This window comes from Deefgea piscis, assembly GCF_019665785.1.
Lineage (GTDB): Bacteria > Pseudomonadota > Gammaproteobacteria > Burkholderiales > Chitinibacteraceae > Deefgea.
Genome location: NZ_CP081149.1, coordinates 2366241 through 2382251 on the forward strand (window position 1 = coordinate 2366241; position 16011 = coordinate 2382251).

The following is a 16011-nucleotide window of genomic DNA, read 5'->3' on the forward strand; positions in this document are numbered from 1 at the left end:
GCCTGAAATACCCTGAAAACCTGACGCAGAGGCGCAGAGGCGCGGAGGAAATTCAGGGGTTTTCGATTGATTTTCTCTGCACCTTTGCGTCAAAAACGACACCCGTAATGAAATCGAGAAAAAAATGCCGCTCACTTGGCTTAAGTGAACGGCATTAAGGACTAGCCTAGGTTTGTACACCAAACACTGCGCTATGATTTAGGTATTTTGAATCACAATCTTCGGAAACTTACTGGAAAAATCCTGCGATTTCGCCGCGATTTTGACCGCTACTTTACGCGCGATCGCCTTATACAAACCGGCCACTTCGCCCTCTGGATCAGCCACCACGCTAGGGCGACCGGCATCGGCATTCAAACGAATCGACAAATCCAAAGGCAATTGACCCAATAAATCGATGCCGTATTCAGCACCCATTTTTTGGCCGCCGCCTTCGCCAAAAATCGCCTCCATATGGCCGCACTGGCTGCAAATATGCATACTCATATTTTCCACTACGCCCAAAATTGGCACACCGACTTTCTCAAACATTTTTAAGCCTTTGCGCGCATCGAGCAAAGCAATGTCTTGCGGCGTAGTCACAATCACCGCACCGGTTACCGGCACTTTTTGCGACAGCGTGAGTTGAATGTCGCCGGTGCCTGGCGGCAAATCGATGACCAAATAATCCAAAGCATCCCATCGGGTATCATTAAGTAACTGCGTTAACGCTTGTGTCACCATCGGGCCGCGCCACACCATGGGCTGCTCTGGGTCAATCAAAAAGCCAATCGACATCGTTTGTACGCCGTAATGCAAAATCGGCTGAATGTATTTATTGTCGATGGTTTCTGGATGTTGATCAGCTACGCCCATCATCGTTGGCAAGCTTGGGCCATAAATGTCGGCGTCCAACACGCCCACTCGCGCGCCTTCGGCCGCCAGCGCCAGCGCTAAATTGACTGCCGTAGTCGATTTACCCACGCCGCCTTTACCAGAAGCCACGGCAATAATGTTTTTAATCCCTTGCTGCAAGGGCACGCCGCGCGCCACCGCATGCGCGGTAATGACGCTACTCACGTTCACAGTCACCGAGTCAACGCCGTCCAATTGCAATAATGCGGCGCTAATTTGCGCTTGCCGCGCCGCAAACTGACTTTGCGCTGGATAACCCAATACCAAGTCCAAGCTGACGACACCCGCCTGCCATTGCAAGTTTTTAACGCATTTACTGGCGATATAATCTTTGCCGGTATCCGGATCGATTAGTGTGGCCAGCGTTTGGCGTAAAACTTCAAGATTTGCTTCACTCACAACAGGATTTCCTTGGCTAGGCGCTGCGGCCGTGCGGCCGAGCAATCGATCAAACAATGTCATTTTAGATCTCAAGATAAGACCAAGGGCAAACGGCCGATGGCCCATCAAAGATGTGGTTTAACTGCCGTTTTTCAAGCCATCATGTGCACAGACTAGGGTCGGTTGACGTTTGGTTTGCCAATCGCCAACAGACCCTAGCGATTAAAATTGCTTGCCGAGCATCATATAAAACCGCGCCTGACGATTATCGCCATACGCCGCACCAAAATACAATGGCCCTAAAAAGCTATCGTATGCCAGATAAACCGAAGCGGAATAATGCAGCACATCGTCAACGCGCTGATCAAACGTATCAAACACCCCGCCCACTTCTAAAGCACTGCCGATATAGCTACCGGACAAAAATGACGTGGCATGTAGGTATTGCAATGAGCCGTAGACAAAGCGCTCACCGACTAATTCTTGGTAGTTGTAACTGGATAAATTCAAAAACCCACCTAGCCATTTCACATCGGCAAATGGTGGTTGATCACCATAAGTGCTTTGTGCTTTGAGGGTAAAATGAATCGCATCATTATCAACCGGCACGGCTTTGCGATAAACAAAACCATAGCGCGCATAGTTTTCCTGCTGCTTCCCAACCCCCAAAGCATAATAGCCATAGGCATTAAAGTAGCTGCCATTTTTGGGGAAGAAATAATGATCTAAATTATCATAAAAAGCATTAAATCGAATGCCGTAGTCATAATTGGACGATTCGGGAAATACAAACGACCCCACCGAGCGTTTGCCACTATATTCATTAAATACTGGGCCGATTCTTAATTCAGTATGCGTTGATAATACTGAACCAAAATCAAAACCCACCGATGATTTATTGTATTCATATTCGGCTAATTGCTGGTCTCCCTGCCAAATCGAGAGTGGCCCAGTAAAATAGCGGTAATACGTTGATAAAAACATCGCTTCATTGAGTAGCAAGGGTTGATAAAACTCGGTATTAATCATGCTCGAACTACCAATTTGCGCGGTGGTTTTCCATTCAGCGCCCAAATCATTAAGCCAGGTACGGCGATATTGCGCGCTAATATTCCATGGCTGCGAGCCGCTAAAATCAGTAGCAAAACTTAAACCAAACTTCAGATAATTAGGCCCCCAGCTTTTCTCAATTGGCAAAATAGACACCGCTTCACCATCACCGGTTTGGCGTAATTCATAGTCTAATTGGCTATGATCACCCTTGGCATACACTTGCATTAAATGATCATGAAATTCATTGGATGCCAAGGGCTGGTTGATATCAATATTAAGTGCATTTTTAAGCACCTCGGGATTGACCACATTAGTCGGTGCTACCTCAATTTTTTGCACGGGTTTGGGCTGCAAACGCAATTCAGTTCTTTGCGCCTGCCATGCGGCATATTCTTCAGGCTTTACCGAATACCGCTGCAATTGCGTTAATACTCGATTGGCCGCCACTTCACCGGCGTCAATGAGTTCAACGCCTTTTTTAAAATCACTGGCCGAAATATCGCCAAACTCTGGCGTAATCAGCACGTCTTTATCGCTTAAGCTTTTTAATTGTGGCGCAACGTTTTGAATCATCATCAAGCGGGTATATTGGTCGGCCACGCTAAACACGTCTTTAATTTGATCGCGCTTTAAGGGCGGTGAGCCAACATCGACCGCAATCACCACGTCAGCACACGTATCACGCGCCACATCGACGGGCAAATTACGCACCAAACCGCCATCGACCAGCATACGGTTTTCGGTATTCACCGCAGGAAATATCCCTGGCACCGCCATACTGGCACGCATAGCCGTAACCAAATCGCCACTGTCTTGCACCACCATACTGCCGTCTTCCATATCAGTGGCAATGGCACGATAAGGAATAGCCAGCTGATCAAAATCTTTGACCGTGCCAGCAAAGGTTAAATCTCGTAGGAAGAATTCAATTTTTTGGGTGCTAATCGCCGCACTAGGCAACTTGATATCGCCGCCATCGCTCAAACCAAATTCAACATTGATCAATGAATATAAATCGTCTTGTTTGCGGCGAAAGGTATTGAGCTGACGCGGCAAGGTTGAGCTAATCAAATCATCCCAATTGGCGCGCACAATGCGCGTTTGCATTTCGTTAGGATTACGCCCTGCTGCATATGCCGCACCAACCAATGAGCCAATACTGGTGCCAATCACGCAATCAACCGGAATGCGGTTTTGCTCTAAGACTTTAATCACACCCACGTGGGCAAAGCCCCGCGCACCACCGCCCCCTAGCACCAAGCCTATCCGTGGTCGTTCCGCCCAAACTGGCGAGGTCAACATCAATAAAGACCAGCAAAGTAGCGCCTGTTTGAGGCTGGGGTAGCGCAATTTTCGTGTCATTTTTGTCCTATAATTTAAATTCATTCCACCCACACTAAGCCTGCATCATGCATTTACTCGCACATCGTGGTTGCACCTGGCAGCACCCAGAAAACACCCTCGCCGCTTTTGCTAGTGCACTCGCACTGGGCTTTACCGGCATTGAAACCGATGTGCGCTGGTCTTTAGATGGTGAGGCTATTTTGTATCACGACCGGCTCAGCCCGCACGGCCAAGCTGTCGCCGCACTGACTCGAAAAGAATTATCGCACCAAGCCGGCTTTATCGTCCCAAGCTTAAGCGAAGCATTGGACGCATTTCCCGATGCATTTTGGAATATTGAACTTAAAACACCGGCAGGCTTACCGTCGATTTTGAGCACTTTGAACAAAGTCCAAGATAAAACCCCGATACTCGTTTCTTCATTTTACCACCCACTGATTCAAGAAGCCGCAAATACCCTCAATACGTATTTAGGTCTGCTCTTTGCTAGTCGCCCATTATCACTGAATACCCTCTTGGAGATTAGCAATGCCTCACCCAAAATCAAAACTTTGATCTGGGATTTTGAAATCTTGGACCCGAGTTTTATTGACGAAGCCAGACGACTGGGATTTGCGCACTTTGTCTATGGCGCCGCCAATGAGATTGAGCATGAATGGTGTCGTAAATTGGCCATAGAAGGCATCATCACCGATTATCCCGAATGGGTGGGCTTAGGTAGCCGGCCTTGCTGGCAATAAAAACACCACATACAAGCCATCTGAATCAAACCCCTAAAATAAACCGATATTTCAAGCCTCTACGCAATTCACACTCAAGCCGTGGGTAAAAGCGTCGATAGAGGTAACAAGTCTTCCTAATACATACACGCTTATGCTTACCCACGCCTACGCAGCAACACCCACCCCTGTGAGCACCACACCGAATGCCGACAAGAGCAAACTAGGCCTCGTTGCGGTCCTGTGCGGCCTACACCAAAAACAACTCCTAAACCGCTGCTACGCAGCGAACGACAGAGCCAGCGTCGAATCGAAATAAGTAAGTCCATTACAACCCAGCTGGTTGTCGCTACTGCGCGGCGATCAGTCGGCCGCAGAGCAACGAGCCAACTTAGCGAGAATGCTTGAGTTTTAACGCTGCCAATTGATCGGCCATCGCCCCCAATTGCGGCGCAGGCGCTTGAGCGGCCTTTCTTTGCTGCGCAGTCATCGCTGGCGCACTTTGCGTAGCGGCTGATTCGCGCGGTGCGTCATTTAAGCGCATCGTCAGCGCAATCCGTTTGCGCGGTACGTCCACTTCGGTGACTTTGACCTTCACCACGTCACCCGCTTTGACCACCTCACGCGGGTCTTTCACAAACCGCCCAGCCAAACAAGAGATATGCACCAAACCATCTTGATGCACGCCAATATCGACAAAAGCGCCAAAATTAGTCACATTGCTGATGACACCTTCGAGCACCATATCGACTTTTAAATCTTGGATGCGCTCAACCCCATCGGCAAACGTTGCGGTTTTAAACTCAGGACGCGGATCACGCCCGGGTTTTTCTAGTTCAAGCAATACGTCTTTCACCGTTGGCAGACCAAAATGCGCATCGACTAAACTCGCAGGCTCTAACTGCTGCAACACGCTGCGATCGCCAATCAGCTGGCGAATATTTTTACTCACCCGCGCCAAGATTTTCTCAACCAATGGATACGCTTCGGGGTGAACCGCAGAAGCATCCAAAGGCTGATCACCTTGCATAATCCGCAAAAAGCCAGCCGACAATTCAAACGCTTTGTCACCCAAACGCGGCACTTTAAGCAAAGCTTTGCGATTGGCAAATACGCCATGACTATCACGGTATATGACGATGTTATTGGCAATGGTTGCGCTCAAGCCAGATACCCTTGCCAGTAGCGCCGCGGAGGCAATATTGACATCTACGCCAACGGCATTCACACAATCCTCCACCACGGCGTCGAGCATCCGCGCCAATTCATGCTGATTCACATCATGCTGATACTGGCCAACGCCAATCGCTTTGGGATCAATTTTAACCAATTCAGCCAATGGGTCTTGCAAGCGCCGCGCAATGGACACCGCGCCACGAATCGACACATCCAAATCTGGAAACTCTTTCGCCGCCAATTCCGACGCTGAATACACCGAAGCGCCCGCTTCTGAAACGACGATTTTCGCCGGCTTTCGCCCATCTAATCGAGCAATCAACTCAGTGGCCAATTTATCGGTTTCACGGCTGGCTGTGCCGTTACCAATGGCAATCAATTCAATCTGATGGGTAATACACAAGCGCTCCAGCACGGCGAGCGAGCCGCCCCAATCCCGGCGGGGCTCATGCGGATAGATTGTTTCGTGCGCGACAAATTTACCAGTGGCATCCACCACCGCCACTTTAACGCCAGTGCGCAAACCCGGATCCAAACCCAAGGTGGCGCGCGGACCAGCGGGTGCGGCCAGCAACAGGTCTTTTAAATTCAAAGCAAACACCCGAATTGCTTCCAAATCAGCCCGTTCGCGAGCGGCGCTAAGTAATTCGTTTTCTAATGACAAAGCGATTTTCGCCCGCCACGCCAAACGCACTGAGTCGTTAAGCCATTTATCCGCTGCGCGATTTTGCGCTGCAATCCCAGCATGCTGCGCAATCAACATTTCGCAGCGATTGGCTTCGCTCATGCGGCCACCGGCGGCGATTTCTTCGGGCAGTAATAAATGAATCGCCAAAATACCTTCGTTGCGCGCGCGCAAAATCGCCAACAGTCGATGCGACGGCATCGCCATCAATCGCTCAGAAAAATCAAAATAATCGCTAAATTTTGCGCCGTTGCTTTCTTGCCCAGCGATCACGCTGGTTTTGAGTTGCCCTTCTTGCTGCAAATGCTGGCGTAATGCGCCCAGCAGTGTGGCATTTTCGCTCCATGTTTCGAGCAAAATTGCCCGCGCGCCATCGAGCGCGGCTTTCACATCATTGACGCCCTGCTCAGCATTCACAAAATCCAGCGCCGCCGTTTCAGGCACCAAGGCAGGATTAAGTCGCAATGCCTCGCCCAGCGGGGCTAAACCCGCTTCGCGCGCGATTTGCGCCTTGGTGCGACGCTTTTGTTTAAATGGCAGGTATAAGTCTTCAAGCGTTTGTTTATTATCGGCTGCGAGCAATACCCGCTCTAAATCAGCCGTAAGTTGTCCTTGCTCGCGAATGGTATTGATGACGCTCACCCGACGGTCTTCCAGTTCGCGCAAATAGCGTAATCGCTCTTCTAAGCGGCGCAACTGGGTGTCATCCAAGCCGCCAGTGAGCTCTTTGCGATAGCGCGAAATAAACGGCACGGTGGCGCCGTCATCCAATAAAGTGACCGCTGCCAAAACTTGTGGCTCACGGCAGGCCAATTCTTGCGCTAAACGCTGAAATATTGATGTCATCAAGAAAACCTAATTCATAAGCAATGGATCAAGTGCCACATTGTAAAGCATGGCTTTACCCAACTGCACCGACAAATCGATCACCAGCCAGAAAGCCGCTTCAGGTAGAATGCGATTTCCGAAGTGGACAACGAATGACAGGCTGACAAAACACCCATGTCAGCCCAACAACATCGCCGAGACATTGCAATGAGGAATGCGTTCAATGACCGTAATCGCCGTCTTTAATATGAAAGGAGGCGTGGGTAAAACCACCATCGCCGCCAATTTAGCCGCTGCGATCGCCAAAAACGGCGTCGAACCCTTACTGATCGATCTTGACCCCCAAGCGCATTTAACTTCGATGTACGGCATCAAGACCCCCAGCAGTAAAAGCATTTATCGTTTTTACCAAGGATTAAGTTCGCTATCTGATCTTGCCACACCGCTACCTAGCGGCATTCAATTTATTTCCTCACACCTTGAACTGGGTAAAATCGACGCGCAAGTAGCCCGCCATCGCGACAACATTTGGCGGCTCAAGCTCGGCTTACACGCCGAAATGCTGTCAGGCAGTGGCTTACCCATCATCATCGATTGCACCCCAATGTTGGGGGTTGTTGCTTTTTCGGCACTATTTGCCGCTGACATCATCCTTGTTCCGGTGGCCTCTGAATATTTGGCGCTGAACGGCGCGATGCAACTTTCGCAAACGCTGTATGGCTTGGAAAAATTTCAGTCTAGAACACCTCGGCGCTACCTACTCAATCGCTATATTCCCAATCAAATCACCGCTGAAACCGTTGCAGGTCAACTCACCAAACACTTTCCCGGTGAAGTGCTTAAAACCAGAATCCGCGAGCAAGAAGCACTGGCTGCAGCAGTGGGTTGTGGCAGCAATATCTTTGATTTCGCCCCAACGTCGGACGCTGCAACTGACTTTAGCTTTCTGCTAGATGAATTAATTGAAAATAATCTACTGTCTTTATCACGCGACCTACCGTTCATCCACGAATAGTTACTAACGTCAAGCTTTCTTACGCTTACTGTTGTTTTTAATTCTTGCTTTCCGAATCGCAACATCTACAAAAAAAGAGACTGCGACAAACGGAAAGCACCATGCCTAATTTCAAGCCATTTTTGTCTTTAATTGCCCTCGCATTCAGCACATACGGGCATGCTGCTCCTTTTGAACTTAGCGCTACAATGGGCAGACAGACTCAATCTAGCCGCCATACTGATGCCGAACAAAGCGTGAATTTGTTTTATAAACAAGCTCTCAAACCTGGCAGCATATTTAGCAATTACACTGGCAAAGAAGCCGTAAGCAGCACGCTTAACCTTCGCGGATTACCCATCACCATTGCTTACCCCGATGGCGGCAGTAAGCTGGTTTTTAGCATTCCAAGCACCGGACTCAATAAAACCTTTCAAGGTCGCACTAGAGAACAAAGCCAGGCACTATTTTTAAAATATCTCAATAGCACGCCAAACTTACTCAGCGAACCCAGCACGCATTTGCTCGAACTATCGCCGATTGATTTAATTGCCGGCAATAGTAATAGCTTAATGAGCCGAGGCGTCAGCCATGACGCACAAACATTGTGGTTTGGCGGCAACACCAATCCCGACGAGCAGCGATTTTCAGTCGGCATCAATTACACACACATGCAGTCGAGCGCCACGGCACAAGTCAGAGCCATGAATAGTGACGGCATCACCTTGCCGTTGGCGTACGCCTACAATTTAGGCGCAGCCAATCACGAATTAATTGTTAGCGCACCGCTGGGCTACACCGACGCCGAGGGCAGCAAATCCTACGACGCCAACCTCGGATTAAGCTATCGCTACCCAGTCAACAGCAACTGGACACTTAGCGCCACCGGATCGGCCCGCTTTACTGGGTCAAACGATTTGGGCACGTCGGCTTGGATTGGCTCGGCAGCCATTGGCTCGAGCTATGTTTGGGAGGGGGATGGCTGGCATCTCACGCTGGGCAATATGCTCGGTTACTACAATGCTTTTAGTATGCATGTTGATGACCATACATTTAATCCCGACATTGCCAATACCGTATTTAGAAATGGTTTATTTTATTCTCTAGACAGCCAATGAGAAGTTAGCGGCAACCCACTCTCTTGGGAAATCTATCTAATTAATACGCAATACACTGGCACCAAATTATTTAGCAACCACCAAAATGAAATCGGCGTGAGCTTTGGTCAGCAACGCGCCGCGCCCAATAGCAATGTCGATTATCGTGGTGGCGTGAGCTTTAGCAAAGGCGAAAACCTAGAAAGCTGGCAGCTTAATTTCGGCGCCTGGTTTTAAGCCCAGGAACTAAATCCACCGAACGCCCCCTAATGAGCACGTTCACTCCAAGCCCTTAGACCATGCAAGACTTGCTTCAAACCGCCATCAACCATTCCAATGAATTGGCCCTCGCGCTGTTATTTATTATTGTATTAGCCGAATCCACCGCCTTAATTGGGCTGATTATTCCCGGCACCATTTTAATGGTCACCATGGGCACCTTGATCGGCAGCGGCAAAATGGATTTTTGGCTGGCGTGTAGTGTTGGTTTTGTCGCTGCGTTCTTGGGTGATCTGATTTCCTACTCACTGGGCTATCGCTATCGCCGCCAATTACAACAACTCAAACTGATTCGCCAACATCGCCGCTTATTGATTCAAGCTCGGCTGGTTTTACGGCATCACGGGCCAGTGGGGATTTTTGTTGGCCGATTTTTAGGGCCAACTCGACCAGTACTGCCCATGGTGGCAGGTATGCTCTCCATGCCCCCGAAGCGCTTTATGCCGGCGTGTATACTGGCCTGTGTATTTTGGTCGCCGCTGTATTTTTTACCCGGGATTTTAGCCGGTGCGGCACTAGGACTAGGCGCAAGTAATGCGATGCATTTCCCGACGCTACTGATGGTGACGCTGGCATTGATACTGACCGCAGGGTGGATGTTGTGGCGCTTATTTAAGCTGAGTGCACCGCATCGTTGGTTTACTTTTGGCACGCCAGTCAGTGCATTAGCCAGCGCTGGCGCACTGTATTTACTATTGACCCATCCCCACGCCAACAACTACGGCAGCCGACTATGGCAGGTTTTAAGCTAAAACCGTCAACATTCTAATACATGCGGCGTCAGCAAAACACTGCGCCGCATTGTTTCCAGTTAGCAATCAACGTCAAAACTATCGCTTCAAATTTAACGCCAATCTTGCGCAAAATCAAATTGTGACAATGGTCACAAAGTGAAATCAGATTATCATAGTGATGAGTAATCCATTGCAATTCAAATCTCTTTCACCCCCTAAAGAGGCCAAGATCATGCACAACAAGCCAGCAGCCAGCACCGCACGCGTCACCGAATTCGGTCATACGCACATGCCTAAACCTAAACAAACTTTTGCTGATCGAATGCGTGGTAGCACGCCATTTGCCTGGATTAAGCTCAATCAAAATCTCACTCACTAGGATCTGTTCATGCTTCAATGCAAGGCAAGGAACACGCAGCGAAGTCACCGGCTTGGCGAGAGCTTAGCAACGCAGCAGCACCAAAACAAACTGCCTCGATAAAAATCGAGGCAGTTTGTTTTGGTGCTCAATAACGACAGCTCAATTACAGCTGGGTCAGCTCAATTTTGCCTAAGCTGCGCCCCAAAAATCGCTCGCCAATAGTTTGAAACTTCACCGGCAAATCGGTAACCACAAAACGATAATCTGGAATTTGATGCGCTGGATTAGCCAAGCCACGCGACTGCAAAATCTCAGCAGTTTGCGCTGCGATCGACAGCGCCGAATCGACCAACTGCATTCGATCGCCACAAATATCCATTAACAGCGGCTTAATTAACGGGTAATGCGTACAGCCCAGCACCAGCGTATCAATCGACTCAACAAACACTGGCTTGAGATATTCTTGCGCGGTTAAGCGTGTCACCGCGTGATCGAGCCAGCCCTCTTCCACCAACGGTACAAACAAAGGGCAGGCTTGTGAATACACTCGGCAATCAGGGTTGAGCTGGTGAATGGCCCGCGCATAGGCATTGGAATTAATCGTCGTTGGTGTACCAATCACGCCAATACCACCAGTTTTGGTGTGCGCCACCGCGTTTTTTGCACCCGCTTCAATCACGTCTAGCACTGGCACATTGGCCGACGCGCGCACCTTATCGGCCGCCACGGCCGCCATGGTATTGCACGCAATAATCAGCATTTTGACTTCTTGCTGTTGCAAGAACTGCGCAATTTGCTGCGTATAGTGCTCAATGGTCGCTACTGACTTCACGCCATACGGCACCCGCGCCGTATCGCCAAAATAAATGATATTTTCAAAAGGCAAACGGTCCATCAAGGCCCGCACTACAGTGAGTCCACCCACTCCAGAATCAAAAACGCCAATTGGGTGCGACGGTAATGAAGTCATATTCGGCCTAGCAACAAAACACTCAAAGGCGGGATTCTACTCTGAAGCCCAAGAGAAAACACCGTAAACACACAAAAAGTCAGCCCACTCAACATATCAATCAACATATCAATCAGCAGATAAAACATCCGCTCTAGCAATCGCACTGGCCAAATCAGCACAGTAATACGTCGCACCCAAAGTGGCCATCACCCCAGCACGCTCTAACTTGGCCAAAACGCGCACATTGGCTTCGCACAGCAAGACCACCACGCCACGGCGCTGCAACTGCGCAATGGCCTCGTCCAAGACCTGCAAGCCGGTAATATCAATAAACGGCACGCGCAATAAGCGAATCACCAGCACTTTGGGGTCGGTATGCGTTGCGGCCAGCGCACGCTCGAAATTTTCTACCGCACCAAAGAAAAACGGCCCCTCAATCGAATACACCAACACCCCAGCGGGTAATTGAATTAAACCTTGCTGGATTAATTCAACGCCGATTTGCTGCTCATTTTGCGTTACCACCTCAACCGACATCGACATCCGGCGTAAAAAATGCAACGTAGCTAAAATCACGCCGATATTCACCGCCACTACCAAGTCGGCAAACACCGTTAACACAAAGGTAATCAATAAAATCGCCACATCGGCACGCGGGGCATGCGTCAACATATAGCGAAAATGCTTCACTTCGCTCATATTCCACGCCACCACAAACAAAATCGCCGCCAAAGCGGCCAAGGGAATCGATGCGGCGAGCGGCGCTAAAAACAAAATAATCACCAACAAGGTGATGCCATGCACAATGCCTGCTAAGGGGCTATTGCCGCCATTGCGAATGTTAGTTGCCGTACGCGCAATCGCACCAGTGGCGGCAAAACCACCCAACAGCGGCGTGACTAAATTAGCCAGACCTTGGCCGACCAACTCTTGATTTGAATCATGCCGCGTGCCCGTCATGCCATCAGCGACCACCGCAGACAGCAAAGATTCAATCGCCCCCAACATCGCAATGGTAAACGCCGGGCCAATCAAATTGATCAATTGACCAGTACTCACTTGCGGCAGCGAAAACTCAGGCAAACCTTGCGGAATACCGCCAAACGCCGAGCCGATGGTCGCCACACCCGCAAAATGAAATTGCGACTGCAAGCCCGTCGCCAGCACCATCGCCAGCAATGGGCCGGGGATTTTTTGTGTCCAACGCCATTTAGGCGCAGCAATTAATACCAATAAACTCAGCGCCGCCAAACCGGTGGTCGCCCAATGCAAATGCGGCAAAGCCTGCACAGTGAGCCAGAATTTTTGATGAAAATGCTCGCCTTGCACCGCAGGTAGGCCAAAAAATGCGCCCCACTGCCCGACCCAAATAATCACCCCGATCCCAGCGGTAAAGCCCACAATCACCGGTGCAGGAATAAATTTAATCACGCCACCGAGCTTGGCCAAACCCATTAATAGCAAAATAACGCCGGCCATCATGGTGGCCACTTGCAAGCCCGCCACACCGTATTGCGCGGTAATGCCGGACAAAATAACAATAAACGCACCCGTTGGCCCAGCGATTTGCACGCGGCTGCCGCCGCAAATGGCCACAATAATACCGGCAACAATCGCGGTATAAATCCCTTGTTCGGGCTTGACGCCAGACGCTATGGCAAACGCCATCCCCAGCGGCAAAGCCACCACCCCGACAATCGCCCCAGCAACGATATTGCTCAACCAATTTTTGGGTGCCAGCAACCCCGCTTTTTGCGCGGCAATCAAAGCAATCACGATGTATGGCCTATGAAGATCAATCGATTTCTTATTGTAGCCTTACATCGGTAATATTTTCATGCGCTAGATCACTACTTACTTTATTTGTTGAACATGCGATGATGACGGGCTAATTCATTTTCAATAGTGCCAGCCAGAGTGACTAAGCAGCCCAGCCCATCTTTTGCCGATTTATTTGCCGAAACCTTAAGCGGAAAACCGTTTGTGTATGAAGAAGGTGATGAAGTCTCATTGATGTTTGACCTCACCACCGTGCAAAGCCGAATGAAACGCCAAACCCCGCAAGACCTTATACTGGGGTATACACGTTCAATGATTGCATTTAGTCTTCTGCAAACCCATACCCAGCATATAGGCATGATTGGTCTCGGCGGCGGCTCACTCGCCAAATACTGCCATCATTACCTGCCGCATTGCACGATTAAAGTCGCTGAAATCGACGCCGATGTCATCGCCTTGCGCGAGCGTTTTGCTATTCCCAACGACAGTGCTCGCCTCAAGATTGAATGCGTTGACGGCGCGGCGTGGTTAAAACGCCAATCGGCGTTTGATGCGCTGTTGGTTGACGCTTATAGCCAAAGCGGCATGCCAGAAAGCCTGGCTACCGCGCAATTTTTTGACGATTGCCGCACAGCTTTGGCCGATCAAGGGGTTTTGGTGGTGAATCTATGGGGCAGCGACGCGCGCTTTGATAGCTACTATCAACGGATTCGCACGGTGTTTGACGGTGCGGCCATTGCCATTGGTGCCGATGGTTGTGCCAACCGAATTGTTTTAGCCATGAACGGCGGCAAGTTCCCACCTAATTCACGCGCCATCATGCAGCGCGCGCAAGCGCTGGCCAACGCGCACAGTGTTGATCTACCGGCCTTAGCGCGCCGAATCGAGCGTGCGCTACGCCACCCCGACGGTCTGGAACCCGCCAATCGCCATATCGAGCCGGCCGGTTAAACCAAAAAATATCGCCGCGGCGGTGTGCGGTTCACTTCAGCGTACCGCATCGAAAAGCCAACGCAGAGACGCAGAGGCACAGAGTAAACCAGTGCAAAACATCAGCAAATCGCAATTTAAATTGTCCTATTAACGAGCGATTTGAGCTCTGATTGGCTTTTCTCCGCGTCTCTGCGCCAAAGTTTTTTAAGCCCATGCCATCACCGCTATTGCCGAACTCTTTGCCAACTCACACCCTGCTTAATCGCACTAACGAATGCCGTGCATCATTTAAATCGTCCTATTAACGAGCAACTTGAGCTCTGATAGCTTTTCTCAGCGTCTCTGCGCCTCTGCGTCAAAGTTTTTTAGCGCATACTCACTCAATGACTGGGCTTTTTATCGACTCACGCGGCAATTAACGAATGCCGTGCATCATTTTTTGCAATGGCTTGCTGGCCAATAGCAATAAACCGCCCGCCAAGAACGACATAGCGACAAATAGCATAAAGAAGTCATGCAAATTAGTCACTTGCCAGCCCAAGAAAGACGGAAAAGGTTTGCCTGATTCGGGATAAAACCCAGCCAAAATACCGGCAAACCAATTGGCGGCGGCATTGGCTAAAAACCATACCGCCATCAATAAAGACGCAAATCGTGCAGGCGCGAGTTTATTCACCAAAGACAGGCCAATCGGCGACAAACACAATTCACCCATGGTATGCAGCCAATACATCGACACCAACCACAAGATCGATACCTTCATGCCCGCATCAATACCATCAACACCAAAGGCAATCACTACATAGCCCAAGCCCAATAAAATCAAGCCCCACGCCATTTTGGTCGGCGACGACGGCTCTTTGCCTTTGGCCGAGAGTGTCATCCACAAGCGCGCCATAATCGGCGCAAAGATCAACACAAACACCGGATTTAACGATTGAAACCACGATGCGGGCACTTCAAAGCCATAAATCATCCGGTCAGTCGATTCACGGGCAAAAAAGGTGAGCGATACGCCTGCTTGCTCAAATGCCGACCAGAAAAACACCACAAAAAAGGCCAACACACCGATGACGATCATTCTTTGAATATCAATCGTGGTTAACGAGGTATCAACCTTGCTTTTCTCAAGTGCTGACAGTTGCTTAGGCGGTAAACCCAAGATTTGCCCTTCGGGCGACAATAAATATTTATTTTTAAATGCTTGGAAAATCACCAACGACAGCAGCATCCCAACACCAGCTGCTAAAAAGCCCCAGCGAAAATCAGCCGGATTACCCGTATCACCCAAAGTGCCACAAATTAATGGCGCACAAAATGAGCCTAAGTTAATCCCCATATAAAAAATGGTGTACGCCGCGTCTTTGCGCGCATCGTTGGGCGCATACAGCTGCCCGACCATGGTTGAAATATTGGGTTTAAAAAAGCCATTACCCAAACAAATCAAACCCAAACCAGAATAAAAGAACGGCAGCGCTAAGGTTAAATTGGTGTAAAACGTGCTGGCAAAAAACAAGGAGAACTGCCCTGCGGCCATCAATAAGCCGCCGACTAAGATGGATCGCTGATTACCCCAGTAACGATCGGCAATATAACCCCCAATCAACGGAGTTAAAAACACCAAACCGGTGTATTGCCCGTACAAAGCAGAAGTGAAATGTTTATCAAACGACAGTGCGGAAATCATGAATAAAGCCAATAAAGCACGATTGCCATAATACGAAAACCGTTCCCACATTTCGGTGGCGAAAAGCAGATACAGTCCTTTAGGATGAGCTTGTGTTACAGACATAGAAGCACGC

11 protein-coding genes are annotated in these 16011 nt (G+C 49.6%); 5 read left to right on the forward strand and 6 right to left on the reverse strand.

Annotated features, from left to right (window positions below; translation table 11 throughout):
- Positions 1-198 precede the first annotated feature (198 nt).
- A complete protein-coding gene (gene apbC / locus K4H25_RS10870) occupies positions 199-1356 on the reverse strand; it encodes an iron-sulfur cluster carrier protein ApbC (protein WP_221020530.1) in 1158 nt (385 codons plus the stop codon).
- Positions 1357-1497: 141 nt separating this feature from the next.
- Entirely contained in the window at positions 1498-3690 is a 2193-nt protein-coding gene (locus K4H25_RS10875; RefSeq protein WP_221020531.1) for a patatin-like phospholipase family protein, read from the reverse strand.
- A 47-nt stretch (positions 3691-3737) separates the two neighbouring features.
- Between K4H25_RS10875 and K4H25_RS10880 the strand changes: the two genes are divergently transcribed.
- On the forward strand, positions 3738-4412 hold the full coding sequence (locus K4H25_RS10880) for a glycerophosphodiester phosphodiesterase (RefSeq protein WP_221020532.1): 675 nt from the start codon (positions 3738-3740) through the stop codon (positions 4410-4412).
- 370 nt (positions 4413-4782) lie between these two features.
- Here K4H25_RS10880 and K4H25_RS10885 read toward each other — a convergent pair whose 3' ends face one another.
- The gene (locus tag K4H25_RS10885) at positions 4783-7098 is read right to left on the reverse strand and encodes a Tex family protein (RefSeq protein ID WP_221020533.1); all 2316 of its coding nucleotides are present in this window, start codon (positions 7096-7098) and stop codon (positions 4783-4785) included.
- 205 nt (positions 7099-7303) lie between these two features.
- On the opposite strand from K4H25_RS10885, the gene K4H25_RS10890 reads away from it, so the two are divergent.
- From K4H25_RS10890 to K4H25_RS10900, 3 genes are all read left to right on the forward strand, one after another.
- Positions 7304-8095: a ParA family protein gene (locus K4H25_RS10890; protein ID WP_221020534.1), complete on the forward strand. Its 792-nt coding sequence runs from the start codon at positions 7304-7306 to the stop codon at positions 8093-8095.
- A 188-nt stretch (positions 8096-8283) separates the two neighbouring features.
- Positions 8284-9192 carry a hypothetical protein gene (locus K4H25_RS10895; protein WP_221020535.1) on the forward strand — a complete coding sequence of 303 codons (909 nt, stop codon included), beginning with the start codon at positions 8284-8286 and terminating at the stop codon, positions 9190-9192.
- 278 nt (positions 9193-9470) lie between these two features.
- Positions 9471-10202 (forward strand): DedA family protein, encoded by a 732-nt coding sequence (locus K4H25_RS10900; protein ID WP_221020536.1) that lies wholly within the window; start codon positions 9471-9473, stop codon positions 10200-10202.
- Between the two features lie 506 nt (positions 10203-10708).
- Here the strand turns inward: K4H25_RS10900 and murI are convergent.
- Both murI and K4H25_RS10910 read right to left on the reverse strand, forming a co-directional pair.
- Complete coding sequence (gene murI / locus K4H25_RS10905) at positions 10709-11515, reverse strand: glutamate racemase (RefSeq protein WP_221020537.1); 807 nt, start codon at positions 11513-11515, stop codon at positions 10709-10711.
- Positions 11516-11623: 108 nt separating this feature from the next.
- A complete protein-coding gene (locus tag K4H25_RS10910) occupies positions 11624-13273 on the reverse strand; it encodes a SulP family inorganic anion transporter (RefSeq protein WP_221020538.1) in 1650 nt (549 codons plus the stop codon).
- 141 nt (positions 13274-13414) lie between these two features.
- On the opposite strand from K4H25_RS10910, the gene K4H25_RS10915 reads away from it, so the two are divergent.
- A complete protein-coding gene (locus tag K4H25_RS10915; protein WP_221020539.1) occupies positions 13415-14227 on the forward strand; it encodes a fused MFS/spermidine synthase in 813 nt (270 codons plus the stop codon).
- A 397-nt stretch (positions 14228-14624) separates the two neighbouring features.
- Here K4H25_RS10915 and K4H25_RS10920 read toward each other — a convergent pair whose 3' ends face one another.
- Positions 14625-16001, reverse strand: a complete 1377-nt coding sequence (locus tag K4H25_RS10920; protein ID WP_221020540.1) for a peptide MFS transporter — start codon at positions 15999-16001, stop codon at positions 14625-14627.
- Between the last annotated feature and the right edge of the window lie 10 nt (positions 16002-16011).

Bases quoted from the DNA above. Each gene is read 5' to 3' on its own strand.
- apbC (WP_221020530.1), bottom strand. From the start codon at position 1,356: ATGACATTGTTTGATCGATTGCTCGGCCGCACGGCCGCAGCGCCTAGC.
- K4H25_RS10875 (WP_221020531.1), bottom strand. From the start codon at position 3,690: ATGACACGAAAATTGCGCTACCCCAGCCTCAAACAGGCGCTACTTTGC.
- K4H25_RS10880 (WP_221020532.1), top strand. From the start codon at position 3,738: ATGCATTTACTCGCACATCGTGGTTGCACCTGGCAGCACCCAGAAAAC.
- K4H25_RS10885 (WP_221020533.1), bottom strand. From the start codon at position 7,098: ATGACATCAATATTTCAGCGTTTAGCGCAAGAATTGGCCTGCCGTGAG.
- K4H25_RS10890 (WP_221020534.1), top strand. From the start codon at position 7,304: ATGACCGTAATCGCCGTCTTTAATATGAAAGGAGGCGTGGGTAAAACC.
- K4H25_RS10895 (WP_221020535.1), top strand. From the start codon at position 8,284: ATGGGCAGACAGACTCAATCTAGCCGCCATACTGATGCCGAACAAAGC.
- K4H25_RS10900 (WP_221020536.1), top strand. From the start codon at position 9,471: ATGCAAGACTTGCTTCAAACCGCCATCAACCATTCCAATGAATTGGCC.
- murI (WP_221020537.1), bottom strand. From the start codon at position 11,515: ATGACTTCATTACCGTCGCACCCAATTGGCGTTTTTGATTCTGGAGTG.
- K4H25_RS10920 (WP_221020540.1), bottom strand. From the start codon at position 16,001: ATGTCTGTAACACAAGCTCATCCTAAAGGACTGTATCTGCTTTTCGCC.